The 17,680-nt window shown below is 69.7% G+C and carries 14 protein-coding genes; 3 read left to right on the forward strand and 11 right to left on the reverse strand.

Annotated elements, in window-relative coordinates; translation table 11 throughout:
- Nucleotides 1-8: 8 nt before the first annotated feature.
- Complete coding sequence (gene glgX, locus AC1G9L_RS17990; RefSeq protein WP_481069624.1) at nucleotides 9-2,183, forward strand: glycogen debranching protein GlgX; 2,175 nt, start codon at nucleotides 9-11, stop codon at nucleotides 2,181-2,183.
- 357 nt (nucleotides 2,184-2,540) lie between these two features.
- Here glgX and AC1G9L_RS17995 read toward each other — a convergent pair whose 3' ends face one another.
- The gene (locus AC1G9L_RS17995) at nucleotides 2,541-3,761 is read right to left on the reverse strand and encodes a DUF418 domain-containing protein (protein ID WP_481069625.1); all 1,221 of its coding nucleotides are present in this window, start codon (nucleotides 3,759-3,761) and stop codon (nucleotides 2,541-2,543) included.
- 148 nt (nucleotides 3,762-3,909) lie between these two features.
- Nucleotides 3,910-5,889, reverse strand: a complete 1,980-nt coding sequence (locus AC1G9L_RS18000) for a PEP/pyruvate-binding domain-containing protein (protein WP_481069626.1) — start codon at nucleotides 5,887-5,889, stop codon at nucleotides 3,910-3,912.
- 259 nt (nucleotides 5,890-6,148) lie between these two features.
- Between AC1G9L_RS18000 and AC1G9L_RS18005 the strand changes: the two genes are divergently transcribed.
- Complete coding sequence (locus AC1G9L_RS18005) at nucleotides 6,149-7,132, forward strand: NAD(P)-dependent oxidoreductase (protein ID WP_481069627.1); 984 nt, start codon at nucleotides 6,149-6,151, stop codon at nucleotides 7,130-7,132.
- A gap of 3 nt (nucleotides 7,133-7,135) precedes the next feature.
- Here the strand turns inward: AC1G9L_RS18005 and AC1G9L_RS18010 are convergent, their stop codons facing one another.
- From AC1G9L_RS18010 to AC1G9L_RS18040, 7 genes are all read right to left on the reverse strand, one after another.
- Nucleotides 7,136-8,395, reverse strand: coding sequence for an MFS transporter (locus AC1G9L_RS18010; RefSeq protein ID WP_481069628.1), 1,260 nt, complete (start codon nucleotides 8,393-8,395; stop codon nucleotides 7,136-7,138).
- A 146-nt stretch (nucleotides 8,396-8,541) separates the two neighbouring features.
- On the reverse strand, nucleotides 8,542-9,225 hold the full coding sequence (locus AC1G9L_RS18015; RefSeq protein WP_481069629.1) for a hypothetical protein: 684 nt from the start codon (nucleotides 9,223-9,225) through the stop codon (nucleotides 8,542-8,544).
- Between the two features lie 98 nt (nucleotides 9,226-9,323).
- On the reverse strand, nucleotides 9,324-10,121 hold the full coding sequence (locus tag AC1G9L_RS18020) for a hypothetical protein (protein WP_481069630.1): 798 nt from the start codon (nucleotides 10,119-10,121) through the stop codon (nucleotides 9,324-9,326).
- A gap of 278 nt (nucleotides 10,122-10,399) precedes the next feature.
- Complete coding sequence (locus AC1G9L_RS18025) at nucleotides 10,400-11,737, reverse strand: sigma 54-interacting transcriptional regulator (RefSeq protein ID WP_019801405.1); 1,338 nt, start codon at nucleotides 11,735-11,737, stop codon at nucleotides 10,400-10,402.
- Nucleotides 11,722-13,158, reverse strand: coding sequence for an ATP-binding protein (locus AC1G9L_RS18030; protein ID WP_019801406.1), 1,437 nt, complete (start codon nucleotides 13,156-13,158; stop codon nucleotides 11,722-11,724). The genes AC1G9L_RS18025 and AC1G9L_RS18030 overlap by 16 nt, the downstream gene beginning before the upstream one ends.
- A gap of 118 nt (nucleotides 13,159-13,276) precedes the next feature.
- On the reverse strand, nucleotides 13,277-14,986 hold the full coding sequence (gene poxB / locus AC1G9L_RS18035; RefSeq protein ID WP_481071183.1) for a ubiquinone-dependent pyruvate dehydrogenase: 1,710 nt from the start codon (nucleotides 14,984-14,986) through the stop codon (nucleotides 13,277-13,279).
- 128 nt (nucleotides 14,987-15,114) lie between these two features.
- Nucleotides 15,115-15,321 carry a hypothetical protein gene (locus AC1G9L_RS18040; protein WP_019801408.1) on the reverse strand — a complete coding sequence of 69 codons (207 nt, stop codon included), beginning with the start codon at nucleotides 15,319-15,321 and terminating at the stop codon, nucleotides 15,115-15,117.
- 328 nt (nucleotides 15,322-15,649) lie between these two features.
- Between AC1G9L_RS18040 and AC1G9L_RS18045 the strand changes: the two genes are divergently transcribed.
- A complete protein-coding gene (locus tag AC1G9L_RS18045; protein ID WP_019801409.1) occupies nucleotides 15,650-15,877 on the forward strand; it encodes a hypothetical protein in 228 nt (75 codons plus the stop codon).
- Nucleotides 15,878-15,956: 79 nt separating this feature from the next.
- On the opposite strand, the gene AC1G9L_RS18050 is transcribed toward AC1G9L_RS18045, so the two are convergent.
- The gene (locus AC1G9L_RS18050; protein ID WP_019801410.1) at nucleotides 15,957-16,388 is read right to left on the reverse strand and encodes a low affinity iron permease family protein; all 432 of its coding nucleotides are present in this window, start codon (nucleotides 16,386-16,388) and stop codon (nucleotides 15,957-15,959) included.
- Between the two features lie 166 nt (nucleotides 16,389-16,554).
- On the reverse strand, nucleotides 16,555-17,679 hold the full coding sequence (locus tag AC1G9L_RS18055; RefSeq protein ID WP_019801411.1) for a fatty acid desaturase: 1,125 nt from the start codon (nucleotides 17,677-17,679) through the stop codon (nucleotides 16,555-16,557).
- Between the last annotated feature and the right edge of the window lies 1 nt (nucleotide 17,680).

The raw sequence follows: 17,680 nt of genomic DNA on the forward strand, positions 1-17,680 counted from the left end.
GATCCTTCATGCCCGTGCGCAAGCTCACCCGCCGTTCGCGTATCCGCGAGGGCCTGCCGTATCCGCTGGGCGCCACCTGGGACGGCCTGGGGGTGAACTTCGCGCTGTATTCGGCGCACGCCACCAAGGTGGAGCTGTGCCTGTTCGACGATCGCGGCCGCGAGATCGAACGCATCGCCCTGCCCGAGTACACCGACGAGATCTGGCACGGCTACCTGCCCGACGCGCGCCCGGGCCAGCTCTACGGCTACCGCGTGTACGGCCCGTACGCGCCCGACGCCGGACATCGCTTCAATCCCAACAAGCTGCTGCTCGATCCCTACGCCAAGCAACTGGTCGGCGAATTGAAATGGGCGCCGGCCCTGTTCGGCTACACCATCGGCCACAAGGATGCCGACCTCAGCTTCGACCGCCGCGACAGCGCCGCCTACATGCCCAAGTGCGCGGTGATCGATCCGGCCTTCACCTGGGGCAAGGACCAACGCCCGCAGACGCCGTGGGACAGCACGGTGATCTACGAGACCCACCTGCGCGGCACCACCATGCGCCACCCGTCCGTGCCCGAGGCCTGGCGCGGCACCTTCTCCGGGCTGAAGGTGGACGAGGTGGTCGAGCACATCAAGCGCCTGGGCATGACCGCGGTGGAGCTGCTGCCGGTGCACGCCTTCGTCGACGACGAATATCTGCTCAAGCAGGGTCTGCGCAATTACTGGGGCTACAACACCATCGGCTTCTTCGCCCCGCACCCGCGCTACATGGCCACGCGCACCGTGTCCGAGTTCAAGCAGATGGTGGCGCGGCTGCACAGCGCCGGGCTGGAAGTGATCCTGGACGTGGTCTACAACCACACCGCCGAAGGCAACGAACTGGGGCCGACGCTCTCGTTCAAGGGCATCGACAACGCCAGCTACTACCGCCTGGCCGAGGACCGCCGCTTCTACATCAACGACACCGGCACCGGGAACACCTTCGACCTGACCAACGCCGGCGCGCTGCGCATGGTCAACGACTCGCTGCGCTACTGGGTTTCGGAGATGCACGTGGACGGGTTCCGCTTCGACCTGGCCACCATCCTCGGCCGCGAGCACCACGGCTTCGATCCCAAGGGTGGCTTCCTCGACGCCTGCCGCCAGGACCCGCTGCTGAGCCAGGTCAAGCTGATCGCCGAGCCGTGGGACGTCGGCCCCGGCGGCTACCAGGTCGGCGGCTTCCCGCCGGGCTGGTCGGAGTGGAACGACAAGTTCCGCGACAACGTGCGCGCGTTCTGGCGCGGCGACGAAGGCCAGCTGGCCGAACTGGCCACGCGCCTGACCGGCTCGGCCGACCTGTTCAATCATCGCGGTCGCCGCCCGACCGCCTCGGTCAACTTCGTCACCGCGCACGACGGCTTCACCCTGCACGACCTGGTCAGCTATTCCCACAAGCACAACGAAGCCAACGGCGAGCACAACCGCGACGGCTCGGACAACAACATTTCCGCCAACTACGGCGTGGAAGGCGAGACCGACGACGAGCAGATCAACGCCCTGCGCCTGCGGCAGATGCGCAACATGCTGGCCACCCTGCTGCTGTCGCAGGGCACGCCGATGTTGCTGGCCGGCGACGAGTTCGGCCGCAGCAAGGGCGGCAACAACAACACCTACTGCCAGGACAACGAACTGACCTGGCTGAACTGGGAAACCGGCCCGCGCGCGCACCAGCTCAGCGCCTTCGTCTCGCGCCTGACCCACCTGCGCGCGCACTACCCGCTGCTGCACCGCGCACGCTTCTTCGACGGCGCCTACGACGAAGAACTGGGCATCAAGGACGTGACCTGGCTGGCGCCGGACGGCGAGGAAATGACCGAGGCCTCCTGGCACGATCCGCACGCCCGCGCGCTGATGATGCGCCTGGACGGCCGCGCCCCGTCCAGCGGCCTGCGCCAGGCCGCGTCCAACGTGACCCTGCTGATGATCGTCAACGGCGCGGTCGAGGACGTGCCGTTCACCCTGCCGCTGGTCGAAGGCGAACACTGGCGCGTGCTGATCGACACCGCCGAGCGCAACGGCGAACACGGCCTGCCCGGCGGTTCGCAATGGCACGGCCTCGGCCGCTCGCTGACCCTGCTGGCGGCCGAGCGCGACAGCAAGTCCTCCGCGACGCAGCATCGCAACGCGGCGCCGCCGCCGGCGGCCGCGAGCTAAGCGGCCGGCGACGCGTTGGCACGGCAATCGATGATCCGGGGTTAGCTCCCCCTTCGATAAAGCCAGTGCCGGCTCCTGCAGTCGCGGCTTCGGCCGCGGCTGCAGGCATAGCCGATACCCGCAGGCCACGAGAAGCCGCATGCCTGCACTGTAGGAGCGGCTTCAGCCGCGACCGTCCCCGCAGCCAGCGGCCATCCGTATTCGCGATGCAGCGTTGCTTCAGGACGCGCCGGTTCCGAAGCGCATGCGATGCCGAGACTTCTAGGCTTCGCTTGTCGCGGCTGAAGCCGCTCCTACAGCGTTGCGCAAGGACGTCGCCGTAACGGCCGGCAACCCGCATGGCAACTTCGCGCGCGGCTATGCCCTCGCGACCCGCCAGGGTTGGCGAACGCCATACATGAGCGTTCGCCACAACCACTCCATGGGGCCGAACCGAAACCGCTTCAGCCACCAATGGCTGGCAATCACCTGGACAAGATAAACAGCGATCCCCAGCAGCATTGCGTGCGATGCGCTCAGGCGTCCGAACAGACCCAGCCCGTATCCAAAGAAGATCCAGCCGAAGACCAACGACTGGGCCAGGTAGTTGCTGAAGGCCATTCGACCGAGAGGGCCAAGCACCGCCAGCACACGGCCGACCCCGGCGAACGTACAAAGGGCCACGCAGGTAGCGCCATAGCCGATGGCAAGCACGACCGGACCCAGCGTTCTCAGAGCCGAGACGATGAGCGCCAAGGAGCGCCAGGAAGACCCTGAGTCGGGCAACTCCAGAAAATTCATGCCAAAGCCAAGGACGAGGCCAAGCGCAGCGATAGCGAGGAGTGCGCGACGATGCCTTTCGGGACTGCGAAGCAGGCCGGTCCGCCACACAAACACGCCAAGCAGGAACAACGCGAACGTCCGCGGGACGACCAGCACGTGCAAGGGAACAATGCGCGGTATCTCGGCGATATTGAAGCGGACGATTTCGCTCCAGGTTCCGCTCGCATAGACCGACGAAGCGACATGGACGTACTGCCGAAGTCCCGCTTCATCGGGCCCCAGGAAACTCTCTGGAAGCCAGAGCGGCATTGCTGCATACACCAGCAACGCCGCTGCGCATGCGGCGACGAGCGTCCTGTTCGATACATAAAGAAACGGCAGGGCAAGCAAGCCGACCAGCGCATATTCGGTGAGGATGTCGCCATTCCAGATGAAGCACAGATGCAGGACGCCGAACCCCAGCAGAACAAGCAGCCGCCTGACCAGCAGCGATAGACACTGGCTGTTGGTGGCGAGCCGCTGGAATTGAATGGCAAGCCCAATGCCGAACAACAGGGAAAACAGAGCAAAGGCCTTCGATTCCATGCCGGCGCTGACAATCGCATCCACCATCCGATCCAGGCCGGATCCCTCCATGGTCGGCGGAAGAAACTGCTGAAATAGCGAAACCCGGAACTCGGTGATCAGGTTGACCGAGAGCACGCCGAAGAGCGCCACGCCCCGCAACACGTCGATGGTGGCAACGCGAGAGGCTGCGGGAATGGGCGCAGCATTCTGCTGCGGGGAATTTCCCGGTGCTGGAGCGACGGTGTCCATTGCAGCCTCTGGGCATTCGTTGGTTCGAGGATCGGTCCAATTCGGGTCGAGAACACGCAATGCCACCAATCCGCCTACCCCGCCTCATCCAGCATCGTCGCCTGGGAGCAACCGAAGCTCCAAGACAACCGGCCCTGAAAAACGGCGCCTAGCGCGCACTCCCATCCACATACGGACGCGACTGCAGGATCACCACCTCGTCGCCGACCACGGCCCACTCGATGTCCTGATCGCCGCCGCCCAGCGCCTGCTTGGTCATCGCGCCGACCCTGGCCAATCGCGCGATGAGGGTATCGGTCAGTACCTGGCGGGTGCCGACGATCGGGACCTCGCGGACGCCGCCGGCGGCGTTGGCCACGAGCTGGGTGTCCTCGGCCGAGCGGCTCAGCACCTGCACCGCCTTGGACCAGCTCGAATACATCACCTGTTCGGCCTGGCGCTTGCCCTCGACCACGCGGATACCGAGGCCGCGCTTGGCCGAAACATAGGTGACATGACGGCGCGCTGCATCGAAGGGATCGCGGGTGATCATCACCCCGGAGCTGTCGGACGGGGCGGCCAACTGCACCAGCACCGCCATGGCCACCGCGTCCTGCGGCAGGCCGGCGGCGGCGCGCGCTTCGTAGGCCTCGAAGTTGTACACCGACGCCCACACCGTCTGCACCGCCTTGGCCAATGCGTCGGCGCGGGTGACGTTGGGCACGGTGGTGTACAGGCCGGCACCGCTGAAGCCGGGCAGATCCTCGGAGTTGGACGAGCTGCGCACGAACACACCGGCACCATGCAGTTGTTCGCGCCACTGCGCCTCCAGCGCACGCACGAAGGCCGGATCGGGCGTGGCGTCGGCGATCTCGGCACGCAGGGTCGCCAGCGCGGCGCGGCGCACGTCGGCGTCGGTGGCGAAGCCAGGACGGCGCTGCAGGTCGCGCAGGCGCTGATCGACCTGCAGGCGCTGCAGCGTCGCCTGGTAGAACGCGAACGGGATGCAGAAGCCGTCCGGTACGCGTGCGGCCGGCGGCAACACCGCCTTCAACGTGCCGAGATTGGCCGCCTTGGTCCCGCAGGCGCGGCTGTCGCGGGCGCGCAGCGCCGCCAGCGGCTGGAGCGCGACCACGCTCAGGTCCGGACGCGGCAGCGCGCGTGACGCCGCGCGCGGGGCCGCGGACGACATGGCTGCCGGCGGGCCTGCAAGCGGCGTCACCCGGTAGTCGTTGCGGGTGACGTCCAGTTGCACCCAGCGGCCGTCGTACTGGCGCAACGCCGCCTGCGCGTCGCGCACGTACACATTGGGAATGCCCCATCCCTTGGCCAGCAGGTTGACGTGCGACAGCAGCGTGGACGGGCGCTGCGTGACCAGGCCGGCGACCGGCGCCAACGCGATCGGCACCTCGTCCAGCACCGGGATGTCGCGCGGGGTCAGCGCACGGAACTGCGCCTCCGAACGCACGATGCGCAGCCGTCCCTCGGCATGGCCGGTGTTCAACGGCAGGAAGCGCTGCTCGCGCAGCAGCGCCTCCTGGGTCACGAAGGCCAGCCCGGCGGACTTGGCCACCTGTTCGTGCAGCGTGGAGTTGGTCTTGAACCGCAACGTGTCGTAGAACGAGGCGCGCAAGGCGGCGTCGGTCTGCTGCAACAAGGGCGCGGTGAGAAGGTCGCCCTCCCAGAACTCGTAGGTGTAGCCCGGCAGATCCTGCTGCCAGCTCAGGGTGCCGAACAGGAAGCGCCGCTGCGGATCGCGGTACTGCGCCTTCAGCGCCGCCTTGCCCATGCGCGGCGCCAGGCGCTGGCGCACGAACTGCTCGTGCAGCGCGAAGCGCGGCGTGTTGAGGTAATAGACGCGCCCGCCCTGCTGCCGGTCGATCACGAACAGCAGGTGCGGCAATTCCAGCGCGGTGCCGGCGTTGTAGACCCGCGCGAGCTGCAGGAACTGCGCGCGGCTGTCCAGGCGCGGCATGGAATCGGGTCCGGTCGCCGGCTGCGCCGCGGCGTCGCGGCCTGGGCGCTGCTCGTAGGCCGAGGGCTTGCGCGCGGTCTGCGCCAGCGTGGGCGCCACCGGCCACAGCAGCGCGAAAAGGACACACCACGCCGACACGCGTGGCCACGAAAGGGACGGACGGGCTCGATCCATGATGCCGGTTCGGGAGGGCGACGAGCGCGGATCATACGCCAGCGTCTGCACCTTGGCTGCGCGGCGAAGCGCGGCTAGGCGCTTGGTGGCGGCATGAGCGTTGGCAGGGTGGCAGAAGCGCGACGGCACTCGTTTGCCGAATAGCTACAACGGACGGTCCTTCGGTATCGTTGGTCGACAGGACGTTGTTGCAGTCGAATGTGGCCTGCCGTACGCGCTGCTTCGCGACCTGGCCCATCTCGTTCCCAAAGGAGTCCGCATGCCGCTGTATCCCCTGTTCGCCGACCTGGCAGGGCGCCGTGTGCTGGTGGTGGGCGGCGGCGAGGTGGCGATGCGCAAGATCGAGGCGCTGCTGCACGCCGGCGCCGACGTGCTGGTCTACGCGCATGCGCTCAACCCCACCGTGGCGCAGTGGCTGGCGCAGGGCCGCTTGCAGCGCGCCGATGGCGCCTTCGACCCGCAGTGGCTGGACGACGCCTGGCTGGTGGTGGCGGCCACCGACGACGACGCGTTCAACCGCCAACTGGCCGAACAGGCCGGGACGCGGCGCAAGTGGGTCAACGTGGTCGACGATGCCGCGCTGTCGACGTTCCAGGTGCCGGCGATCATCGACCGCGATCCGCTGCTGATCGCGATCTCCTCCAGCGGCGCGGCGCCGATGCTGGCGCGGCGCCTGCGCGAGCGCTGGGAAACCGAACTGGACCATTCCTACGCCGAACTGGCGCAGTTGTTCGCGCGCCACCGCGCCGCGATCCGCGCGCGCCTGCCGGACCTGCCGCAGCGCCGCCGCTGGTTCGAGCAGGTGCTGGAGGGGCCGGTGCAGACCCTGCTGCAGAGCGGCCAGCGCGAGGCCGCCGAGCATGCCTTCGCCGACAGCCTGCAGCGCAGTGGTGACATACCGCGGCAAGGCAGCGTGTGGCTGGTCGGCACCGGCAACGGCGACCCCGGTGCGCTGACGCTGAAGGCGCTGCGCGCGCTCAACCAGGCCGACCTGCTGCTGGTCGGTGCAGAGGTCGGTGCGGCGGTGCTGAGCCTGGCGCGCCGCGATGCCAGCCGCCAGCCGCTGCCGGAGGATCCGGCAACGCACCTGGCGCTGCTGATCGAACAGGCGCACGCCGGGCAGCGGGTGGTCAGTCTGCTGCCGGGCGATGCGTTCCGGCAGCCGCCGCACGCGGCCCTGGCAGCGCAGTTGGCCGCCGCCGGGATCGCCTGCGAGGTGGTGCCTGGCGTCGCGCTTGGCTGAGACCTAAGCCGGCAGCGGCGGCACCGGCTCGTCGGCTGCGCCGTCCCGCTTCGCCGTCACCAGGTGCTTGCGCATCCCCACCCACAACGCCAGCGACAGCAGCGAGATGCCGCCCAGCAGCAGGAACGCGGCGCGATAGCCGAACCCCTGTGCGATCCAGCCGCCCAGTGCCGGGCTCAGCGCCGCGCCGACGCCCTGCATCGTCATCACCGCACCCTGCCCCACGTTGACCCGGCCGGTGCCCTGCAGCAGGTGCGCCACCAGCGCCGGGACCGCCACGCTCTGCAGGCCGGCGCCGACGCCGTCGAGGATCTGCACCGGGAACACGCCCCAGGTGTGGATGAAGCTGGCGGCGATCAGCCCGCGCAGCGGCAGCGCCAGGAAGGTCAGCAGCAGCACCCACCAGTGCCCGCGCACGCGGATCAGCCGCATCGCCAGCAGCGAGGCCAGCACCATGGTGGCCTGGGCGACGATGATCGTGGTGGCGGTCAGCGCGTTCGGGTCGCCCTGGTGCGCGGCCACCACGGCCATGCCGTACAGCGGCAGCATCGCCGCATTGCCGAGGTGGAACAGCGCCAGCGCTGCGGCCAGCACCAGCAAGGGCTTGCAGGTCAGCAGCACCGACCAGCCGCTGACGTGGGCGCCGTTGTCGTCTTCTGCGTCGGCCATGCCGCGCGCGGCGCGGTGATCGATCGCATCGCGCGGGATCATCAACACCGAGACGATGGCCAGCACGCCGAAGCAGCCGGTCAGCACGAACACCGCGCCGAAACCGAATTTCCAGCCGAGCAAACCGGCCAGCGCCGCGGCCACCACGTTGCCGGCATGGCTGCCGACCTGGTTGCGCGCGATCTGGTGATCGAAGCCGGCCTGGCGTACCAGGCCCAGGGTGATGCCGGACAGCGCCGGCCCCAGCGCGGCGGCGGCGAGCGCGGTCATCACCTGTGCGGCGATGACGCCCGGCAGGGTCGGCGACCACCACAACAGCGCCGAGGCCAGCAGGATCATGCTGCAGCCGACCACCACGATGCTGCGCTTGCGCTTGGTCGCATCGACCAGCGCACCGCCCGGCGTGGTGGCGAGCATGCCGACGATGCCGCCGGCGGTCATCACCGAGCCGATCGCGCCCAGCGACCAGCCCTTGGATTGCAGGAACACGCTCAGGAACGGGCCGAGCCCGTCCTGCACGTCGGCCATGGTGAAGTTGAGCGCTTCCAGCGCGCGCGTGCCGCGCGGGCGCTGGCGCTTCTCGGCGCCGCTCATGCGCGCACCGCCGACGAGCGCGGCGACAGGGACAGGAGAACGTGGTGCTGCGCAGGCGCGACGGGCGGCATGACGGTGTCCTGGAGGAGCGGTGGGAACACAGCCGCGGCGGTGGCCAGGGGCGCACCGCCGCGACGACGCGGCACTTAGTGGGACTTCGGCTTGGGCTTGGGCTTCGGTTTCGCCTTGGGCCCATGCTTCGGCGCAGCATCATCCGCATGCGCGTGCAACGGCTTGTGATGAGGCTTGGGCGGCTTCGGTTTCGGCGGCAACGGCTGCAGCGCCGCGGCGCTGGCGCCCAGCGCCTGCGCATGCAGCACCTGGCCATGCGCGGACTCAAGCAGTTCGCCCTGCGCCGCCAAGGGCTTGCCGGCGGCCAGCCAGCGCGCCGATTCCGGCACCGCGTGCGGCGGGAAGCGCACGATCAGCCCGTCCTCCAGCAGCGCGCCATGCACCTGCCCGTGCGGGCCGTGCAGCAGCCGCGCGATGGTGCCGGCGCGGTGCACCGCGTCCTGCGCGGACGTGGGCTTGGCCGGCGGCTTGGGCTTATGCGGCGCGGCATGCGGGCCCTCGTCGACGATGCGCTCGGCACCGTCCGGATCCACCGCCAGCGCCACCAGCACATCGGCGCCGCGCGGCTTGAGTCCGCGCACGCCGAGGCCGGCGCCCGGACGCAGCGCCTTCAGCAATTGCGCCGACAGGTGCGGCGGGGTGTGCACTTCGGTGCCGTCGTCGAACAGCAGGCCGTCGACGTCGGCCTTGGGGTTGAGCAGGAAGCGCGCGAGCGTGCCACAGGTTTCCGGCAGGGAATCGGGATCGACCCAATGCATTGCATTCTCCAGACGAACAAGGGGATGCCGGCGGGGGCCGGCAGCGCCCGCCGCGAACGGCGGGCGCAGGGGTCAGACGCGATGCAGCAGCGCCCGGATCAACGCGGAGCCGGCGGCGGCGGGGTAGCCGGCGCACCCGGTGCGCCCGGCTGGGCCGGCGGCGGCGGTGCGGCAGACGGCGCAGGCGGGGCCGGCGGCGCGAACACCGCCTGCAGCGAATTGCGATCGCGGCCGACCTGGGTGGCCTCCACCGAGCGGCCGACCTGGGTCAGCACGCCGAAGCCGTTGACGCTCAGGCGCGCGCCGGGCCGCAGCAGTTCGCTGTACTGCTGGGCGGCCGGCGGCGGCATGCGCACCACGGTGCCGTCGCTCAGCAGCACGCCGGCGGTGTCGCCGCGCGGGCCGTAGACCAGACGCTCGATGCGGCCATCGGCCTGCAGCGGGGTCAGGGACGGCGGCACCGGAGGGGCCGGCGGCGGCGTCATCGGGTTCGGCGGACGGTCGACCACCTGCTTGCCGCTACGACGTGCGGTGATGCTATTGGCCTGCAGCAGCGGCAGGCTGCCCAGGCGGTAGCCCTGCACCGACACCGCATCGCCACGGCGCACCGCGGCCTGCAGGTCGGCCGACAGGTGCGGCGGGAAGCTGACCTGGGTACCGTCCATCAGCCACAGGCCATCGACGTCGCCATTGGGGTTGAGGATGAACCGCTCGACGGTGCCGTCCACGCGCACCGGCGTGGCGGCGACGGACGCCGCGGGCGGCGGCGGCGGCGCCGGAACGCTGCCGGGCGCCGGCGGAGCGGGAGGTGCGGGGGGCGCCGGCACCTGCGCGGTGGCAGCGGCAGCGGCGGTGGCCAGCACCAGGGACAGAGCGAGTGCGCTACGACGGATCATGGGAGTTCCTCCTGAGCGGCAGGGGCGCCGCTCGCAGGAGAGATAATGCAGAGGCCGTGCCAACTGTTAAGTCATTGATTTTAAAATTGATCTGTCGCCGACACGGCGTCGGTGGTGTCTCCGTTCCATCCACACCTGTCCGCTTTGCGGACAGGTGTGGATGGAAGGGGATTTAGGGATTGGGGATTCGTAAAAGCGGGTGCCGCGGCCTGATGTCAGGCGCTTTCACGAATCCCCAACCCCAGATCCCCAATCCCGGCGGCGCGCAAAGCGCGCCGCTACAGCCCGTACTCGTCGAGCTTGCGATACAGGAGCTGGCGATGGATGCCGAGCCGGCGCGCGGCCTCGGCGCGGTTGCCGTGGGCCTGGGTCAGCGCCGCCTGGATCATCTGCCGTTCCAGTTGCGCGATCGCCTGCGGCAGGGTCAGCGCCTCGGTGTCCAGCGTCGTGGGCGTCTCGGCGGGCTGGGCCAGCAGCTCGTCCAGGTCGTGCGCCTCGACCACCGGCGCACGCACCAGCACCTGGCAGCGCTGCATGGCGTTGCGCAGTTCGCGCACGTTGCCCGGCCAGGGATAGGCGCGCAGGCGCACCTGTGCCGCAGGCGACAGGGTCTGCGGGGCGCTGGCGCCGGCGGCGAGGAAGTGCTGGGCGAGCAGCAGGATGTCATCGCCGCGCTCGCGCAGCGGCGGCAGTTCGATCGGCACCACGTTGAGCCGGTAGCGCAGGTCGCTGCGGAAGCGCCCGGCGTCCACCGCCTGCAGCAGGTCGCGGTGGGTGGCGGCGATCACCCGCACGTCCACCTTCTGCGCGCCGCGCCCGCCCAGCGGCGACACCTCGCCTTCCTGCAGGAAACGCAGCAGCTTGGCCTGCATCGGCAATGGCATGTCGCCGATCTCGTCGAGGAACAGGGTGCCGCCATCGGCGTCGCGGATCAGGCCGTTGCGGTCGCTCACCGCGCCGGAGAACGCGCCCTTGCGGTAACCGAACAGTTCGCTCTCCATCAGCTCGGCGGGGATGGCCGCGCAATTGATCGCCACGAACGGCTGCGCGGCGCGGGCGCTGGCACGGTGCAGCGCGCGCGCCGCCAGTTCCTTGCCGGTGCCGGTCTCGCCGGTGATCAGTACCGGCAGGTCGGAGGCGGCGGCCAGGCCGATGCGCTTGTGCACGGTGCGCATCGCCGCGCTGTGGCCGAGCAGCGCGTCGTCCTCCTCCGCCGGCGTCGCCGGTGCGGCATCCGGCATGTCGTCGCCGCGGCTGCGCAGGGCGCGCTCGACCACCTCGGCGATGTCGGCACGGCCCACCGGCTTGACCAGGTGATCGAAGGCGCCGAGCTTCATCGCCTCGATGGTATTGCCGCTGGAAGCATGCGCGGTAAGCATCACCAGCGGCACGCGCATGGCCTGCGCGTCGTCCTGGCGCGCGCGCATCAGCGCGATGCCGTCCATGCCAGGCATGCGGAAATCGACGAAGGCCAGGTCGAGGCCGCCCTCGCCCAGGCGCACCAGGCCCTCGCGCGGATCGGCCACGGCTACGACGTCGTGGCCGAACGAGCGCAGCGTCGCCTGCAGGGTGCTGAGGAACGCCAGGTCGTCGTCGATGATCAGGATGCGCGCCATGGCAGCTCCAGGCTGAACTCGGTGATGCCGTCGCGATGCGTGTAGTGCGCCTCGCCGCCATGGGCGCGGGCGATCTCGCGCACCAGCGCCAGGCCCAGGCCGTTGCCGTCGCTGCGGCCGCTGGCGAACGGTTCGAACAGATGCGCGGCCACCGGCGCCGGCACCGGCTCGCCCTGGTTGCGCACGCGCAACTGCAGCAGGTCGTTCTCGGCCTGCGCCGCCAGGATCACCTCGGTGCCGGGCGCGGCGTGCTGCAGGGCGTTGCGCAGCAGGTTGTGCAGGGCGCGCGCGGCCTGCTGCGGATCGAGCATCCACTGCTCCGGTGCCGCCTGCAGGCGCTGCGCGATCGGCGGCGTCTGGCCGTCCCAGTCGGCCGGGTCCAGCAGCGCCTGCAGCCACGGTTGCAGCGCCACCGTCTGCCGGTGCAGGCGGATCGGCTGGACCATGCCGAGCAGGCTTTCCACCACGCCGTCCAGGCGCTGGATCTGCGCCAGCATCAACTGCGCCTGGGCGTCGTCGGCACCGTGCGCGTGCGCGGCGATCTGGTTCTCCAGCGCCAGGCGCAGGGTCGCGATGGGATTGCGGATTTCGTGCGCCACGGTCGCGGTCATGCGCCCCAGCGCGGCCAGGCGTTCGTGCCGCGACAGCTCCTCGCCGAGCCGGCGGGTCTCGGCCAGCGCCTGCGCGTTGCGCTGCGCGTAGTCGGTGACCGCGGCACCGAGCCGGTCCAGTTCCGGCGCGCCGGTCTTGGGGATCTGCGGCACCTCGGCCGGCGTCGCCAGGGCCTGCTGGATGCCCTGCAGGCGCTGGCTCCAGCGCCGTACCACCCAACCCAGCGCCAGCGCCGACACCACCACCAGCGCCAGGATCAGCGCCATCCCCAGCGCCAGCGGCAGGCTGGCCGAGGCGTCGCTGGAAGCCACGCGGGTCATGGCCCAGGCCGCGGCGTTACGGTCCAGCGGGCAGGCCGCGATCAGCAGGCTCTCGCGCTGCCCGTCGCGGCGGTAGTCGACCGTGTGTTGCGCCTCCACCCCGCGCTGCACGGTGGCGACGATGACGTTGCGCTCGGCCGAGGGCACGTCGGTCTTGTGCTCGGTCCCATCGTAGGTCGGGTAGGCGTAAGCCAGGAAGCCGCGCTGGCGGTCCCAGAAGCCGCCTTCCACGCCGGCCGCATCGGCCAGCACCAACTGCGACACCACCGCCGCCAAGCCGGCGCCGTCGCTGCCGTGGGCGGCGGCGCTGGCGCCGTTGTAGCGCTGCACCATGCGCGTGCACGCCTCGCGCAACCCGGCCTGCGCACGCTCGGCGCGCACGCCCTCGCTGTGCCGGTACAGCCCGACCAGCACCACCGCCATGCCGACGCAGGCGGCGACGATGACGATCCAGATCAACAGCAGTTGCCGCAGCAGCGAACGGGGCATGGCCTACCTTGGGCGCAACGGAAGAGGCGGGGCGAACCGCGGCGATCGTAGCCGGGTCATCGCGGTCCCGCGACCCGACGTGGCGAACGACCGCCGCGGGCCGCGGTGTGGGCCGCGCTCAGCGCAGGTTGGTCTTGACCAGTTCCAGCACCTCGTCGCCGCGTCCACTCATCACCGCGCGCAGCAGGTACAGGCCCATGCCCTTGGCCTGTTCCAGCTTGATCGCTGGCGGGATCGCCAGCTCCTGGCTGGCCACGCGCACGTCCACCAGCGCCGGGCCGGGATGCGCGAACGCTTCGCGCAGCGCGGGTTCCAGTTGTACCGATTCGTCCACGCGCAGGCCCAGGATGCCCATGGCGTTGCTCATCGCGGCGAAGTCGGGATTGCTCAGGTCGGTGCCGGTGTCCAGATAGCCGGCCGACTTCATCTCCATCGCCACGAAGCCCAGCGAGCCGTTGTTGTAGACCACAACTTTCACCGGCAGGCCGAGCTGGGCCAAGGTGATGAAATCGCCCATCAGCATGGTGAAACCGCCATCGCCGGACAGCGAGATCACCTGCCGGCGCGGGAACTGCGCCTGTGCGCCCAATGCCTGCGGCATCGCATTGGCCATCGAGCCATGGTTGAACGACCCGAGCAGACGGCGCTGGCCGTTCATGGTCAGGTAACGCGCCGCCCACACCGTCGGCGTGCCGACGTCGCAGGTGAAGATGGCATCGGCGTCGGCCAGCGCATCCACCATGCGGGTGACGAACTGCGGATGCAGCGGCTCGCCGGGCGCCGAGGCCACCGCCAGATCGTCGAGCCCTTCGCGCGCCTTGCGGTAGTGGGCCAGCGACTTCTCCAGGAACCCGCGGTCCTCGCGCCGCTGCAGCCGCGGCAGCAGCGCCGCGATGGTCTCGCGCACGTCGGCGGCGATGCCCAGCTGCAACGGCGTGCGACGCCCCAGCGCGGCCGGGTCGTTGTCGACCTGCACGATGGTGGCGTCCTTGGGATAGAACTGCCGGTACGGGAAATCGGTGCCGAGCATCAGCAAGGTGTCGCAGTTGAGCATGGCCTGATAGCCGGAACTGAAGCCGATCAGGCCAGTCATGCCGACGTCGAACGGGTTGTCCCACTCCACGTGTTCCTTGCCGCGCAGCGCGTGCACGATCGGTGCGCCCAGCGCGTCGGCCAGCGCCACCACCTCGTCGTGCGCGCCGGCACAGCCGCTGCCGCACAGCAAGGTGGTGGCCTTGCTCGCCTGCAGCAGATCGGCCAGCTTCGCCACGTCGGCGTCGGCCGGCAGGATGCGCGGGGTGGCCAGCGCAGGCCACGTCGTCGGCGTGCCCTTGGGCATCTCCTGCAGCGCCACGTCGCCAGGAATCACCACTACCGCCACGCCGCGGCGCAGGATCGCCGTACGCATCGCCCGCTGCAGCACTTCCGGCATCTGCGCCGGGTTGGTCACCAGTTCGACGTAGTGGCTGCACTCGCGGAACAATTCCTGCGGGTGGGTTTCCTGGAAATAGCTCAGGCCGATTTCCGAGGACGGGATGTGCGCGGCGATGGCCAGCACCGGCTGATGGCTGCGGTGGCAGTCGAACAGGCCGTTGATCAGGTGCAGGTTGCCGGGCCCGCAGCTGCCGGCACACACCGCCAGCTTGCCGCTGACTGCGGCTTCGGCGCCGGCGGCGAAGGCGGCCACTTCCTCATGGCGCACGTGCATCCACTCGATGCTGTCCATCTGCCGCAGCGCGTCGGTCAGGCCGTTGAGGCTGTCGCCGGTGACGCCCCAGATCCGCTCCACGCCCACACTGTGCAGGGTTTCGGCGAGCAGGCGGGCCATGGTCTGCTTGGACATACGCGCTTATCTCCGGGTGGGGAGCGGCATGGTCGCACCGCGCGCGTTACCGACGCGTGGCGCAGCCGGCACACGCCCGCGCCTGCAGAATGTACGTTCAGCGCACGGTGCGGCTAGTCTTCGCCGCGTGCAGCGGCAGCGTCGTGTGCCGCATCGCCATCGTCCTCGTGATAGCCGCCGGGCGTGGCCGCCTTGCCGTGTGCGCCGCCGGCATGCTCGCCGGTGGCGCCGTAGGTGCCGGCCTGGCCGAGGTTGGGCTGGCTGCGCCCGCTGCGGTCCTCGCCGTGGTCCTGCGGTGTCCGTGCGTGCAGCGATGGCATGGGCTGCGACGGCACGTCGCGGTCGCGACGCGCGGCACGCCGCTGTTGGACGACACATCGCCTTGCGTGCCGCGGTAGGCAGCCTGGCGGACATCGTGCGTGCCGGTGGGAGGTGCATTGCGCTGGGCCATGACGATCTCCTGCAGAAGCGTGTGAGCGGCTTACGCTAGGCCGGCATGCGTTAGCCGACATGCAAGCTGCGATGAAGGCCGCGCGAGCAGCGACCGGGACGCCGATCTGCACGCCCACGCCGCACGCACGCGACCTGCACGCCTGCGCCACCCGCGCTGACCGACGCTGGCCGTTCCTTCCGCACTGGAGTCCTGCGATGTCCGGTCTACTCTGGAAACTTGCGCTGGCCGGCACGGCCTATGCCGCCATCCGCGCCTATCGCCGCAACGCCCACACCACCGTGGCCGACACGGCCTCGCCCATGCCCCCAGCCGAACTGGATGACGGCCGGGCCACGCCGCCGCATGGCGACACCCTGCAGGGCGCCGAGCGTGCCTCGGCGACTGCGGCCACGGACGATCCGGACGGCGCCGTGCCGGCCTGATCCCCGCAACGCACAGCGGCGTGTCGCGCGCTCACCGCCGACACGCTGCTTCCGCCGTCGCAGGGACGTGGACGTCAGCTCAACCTTTGGGGCGATCGTGGGTCTCGCGGCCATCGCCGTGGTGCGACTTGCGCGCACGCAATTCCTCGCTGGCCTTGCGCGCCAGCTCCTCGTATTGCTTGCGGATCTCTTCCAGCCGCTTCTCGTCCAGTTCTTCCAGATCCAGCAGCTCGTTGTTGGCCTTGGCACTGACCCGGATCAGTTCGTCGAGCTTGATCTGCATCGCCGCGGTGTCGGCGTTCTGGGTGTGCTGGATCAGGAACACCATCAGGAAGGTGATGATGGTGGTGCCGGTGTTGATGACCAGTTGCCAGGTGTCGTTGAAGCCGAACACCGGCCCGCTGATGCCCCAGATCAGCACGATCGCCACGGCGATACAGAACGTCCATGGCGTGCCGGCCGCATAGGACGCCTTCTTGGCGACGACATTGAACAGCTTGGCAGGTTTCATCGCAGGCCCTCGCGCAACGGGAGATGCCTGCAACGCCGTGCCCGGCATGTGCAGGCGCCCAGGATGATCTGAAGCGCGCCGTGAGCGAGACGTGCACACCGCGCCAGTGCCGAGCCAACGAAAAAGGCGGGGTTGCCCCCGCCTTTTGCCATCCCTGGCGCGGCGCTCAGCCGGCCTGTTGCGTCGCCGCCTGCAGCGCGCACACCGGGCGTGGCCGGCTCGGGAAGGCGTGGCGCAGGATCCGCCACACCACCTGGCCGAACTGCCTGGGCAGCGAGCCGGTGTTGTAGTGCTGGCCGTAGCGCGCGCAGATCTCGCGCACCTGCACCGCCAGCCCCGCGTAGCGATTGGCCGGCACGTCCGGGAAGAAGTGATGCTCGATCTGGTGGCTGAGGTTGCCCGACAGCACGTTCAGCAGCTTGCCGCCGGCCAGGTTGGAGGAACCACGCAGCTGGCGCAGGTACCAGTGGCCGCGCGACTCGTTCTTGATCGACTCCTTGGGGAAGGTCTCGGCGTCGGCGGTGAAGTGGCCGCAGAAGATGATCACGAAGGTCCAGATGCTGCGCAGCACGTTGGCGGCCAGGTTGCCCAGCAGCACCGTCAGGAAGAACGGGCCGGCCAGGGCCGGGAACAGGATGTAGTCCTTGAAGATCTGCCGCCCCATCTTGCGCCCCACCGGCAGGAAGCTGCGGCGCAGCTCGCCGCGCTTCATCTTGCCGGCCAGCCAGCGGCCCAGGCGCAGGTCCTGGATCGCCACGCCCCATTCGAACAGCAGCGCGAACACCACCGCGATGAACGGCTGCGCCAGGTAGAACGGGCGCCAGCGCTGCTCGGGGAAGATGCGCAGCAGGCCATAGCCGATGTCGTCGTCCATGCCGCGCACGTTGGTGTAGGTGTGGTGCTTGAAGTTGTGCGTCTTGCGCCAGTTGTCGCCCGTGGCGACGATGTCCCATTCGTAGGTGTTGCCGTTCAGGTGCGCATCGCCCATCCAGTCGTACTGGCCGTGCATCACGTTGTGGCCCAGTTCCATGTTCTCCAGGATCTTGGACAGGGTCAGCAGCAACACGCCGGCGATCCACGCCGGCACCAGCACGCTGTGCACGAAGGCGCCGAGGAACAGCAGCGCGCGGCCGGCCACGCCGGTGTAGCGCACCGCGGCGACGATGCGGCGGATGTAGCGCGCATCGCGCGCGCCCAGATCGGCCAGGGTGCGCGTGCGCAGCGCGTCCAGTTCGTCGCCGAAGGCCTGCAGTTCGGCCGGGGTGAGTGCGCGGTTGCGGGGAGCCGCCATG

The organism is Xanthomonas sp. NCPPB 1132 (assembly GCF_056629235.1).

What these genes read in the sequence shown, in the direction of transcription:
- glgX (WP_481069624.1), top strand. Translation starts at nt 9, where the DNA reads ATGCCCGTGCGCAAGCTCACCCGCCGTTCGCGTATCCGCGAGGGCCTG.
- AC1G9L_RS17995 (WP_481069625.1), bottom strand. Translation starts at nt 3,761, where the DNA reads ATGGACACCGTCGCTCCAGCACCGGGAAATTCCCCGCAGCAGAATGCT.
- AC1G9L_RS18000 (WP_481069626.1), bottom strand. Translation starts at nt 5,889, where the DNA reads ATGGATCGAGCCCGTCCGTCCCTTTCGTGGCCACGCGTGTCGGCGTGG.
- AC1G9L_RS18005 (WP_481069627.1), top strand. Translation starts at nt 6,149, where the DNA reads ATGCCGCTGTATCCCCTGTTCGCCGACCTGGCAGGGCGCCGTGTGCTG.
- AC1G9L_RS18010 (WP_481069628.1), bottom strand. Translation starts at nt 8,395, where the DNA reads ATGAGCGGCGCCGAGAAGCGCCAGCGCCCGCGCGGCACGCGCGCGCTG.
- AC1G9L_RS18015 (WP_481069629.1), bottom strand. Translation starts at nt 9,225, where the DNA reads ATGCATTGGGTCGATCCCGATTCCCTGCCGGAAACCTGTGGCACGCTC.
- AC1G9L_RS18020 (WP_481069630.1), bottom strand. Translation starts at nt 10,121, where the DNA reads ATGATCCGTCGTAGCGCACTCGCTCTGTCCCTGGTGCTGGCCACCGCC.
- AC1G9L_RS18025 (WP_019801405.1), bottom strand. Translation starts at nt 11,737, where the DNA reads ATGGCGCGCATCCTGATCATCGACGACGACCTGGCGTTCCTCAGCACC.
- AC1G9L_RS18030 (WP_019801406.1), bottom strand. Translation starts at nt 13,158, where the DNA reads ATGCCCCGTTCGCTGCTGCGGCAACTGCTGTTGATCTGGATCGTCATC.
- poxB (WP_481071183.1), bottom strand. Translation starts at nt 14,986, where the DNA reads ATGGCCCGCCTGCTCGCCGAAACCCTGCACAGTGTGGGCGTGGAGCGG.
- AC1G9L_RS18040 (WP_019801408.1), bottom strand. Translation starts at nt 15,321, where the DNA reads ATGCCATCGCTGCACGCACGGACACCGCAGGACCACGGCGAGGACCGC.
- AC1G9L_RS18045 (WP_019801409.1), top strand. Translation starts at nt 15,650, where the DNA reads ATGTCCGGTCTACTCTGGAAACTTGCGCTGGCCGGCACGGCCTATGCC.
- AC1G9L_RS18050 (WP_019801410.1), bottom strand. Translation starts at nt 16,388, where the DNA reads ATGAAACCTGCCAAGCTGTTCAATGTCGTCGCCAAGAAGGCGTCCTAT.
- AC1G9L_RS18055 (WP_019801411.1), bottom strand. Translation starts at nt 17,679, where the DNA reads ATGGCGGCTCCCCGCAACCGCGCACTCACCCCGGCCGAACTGCAGGCC.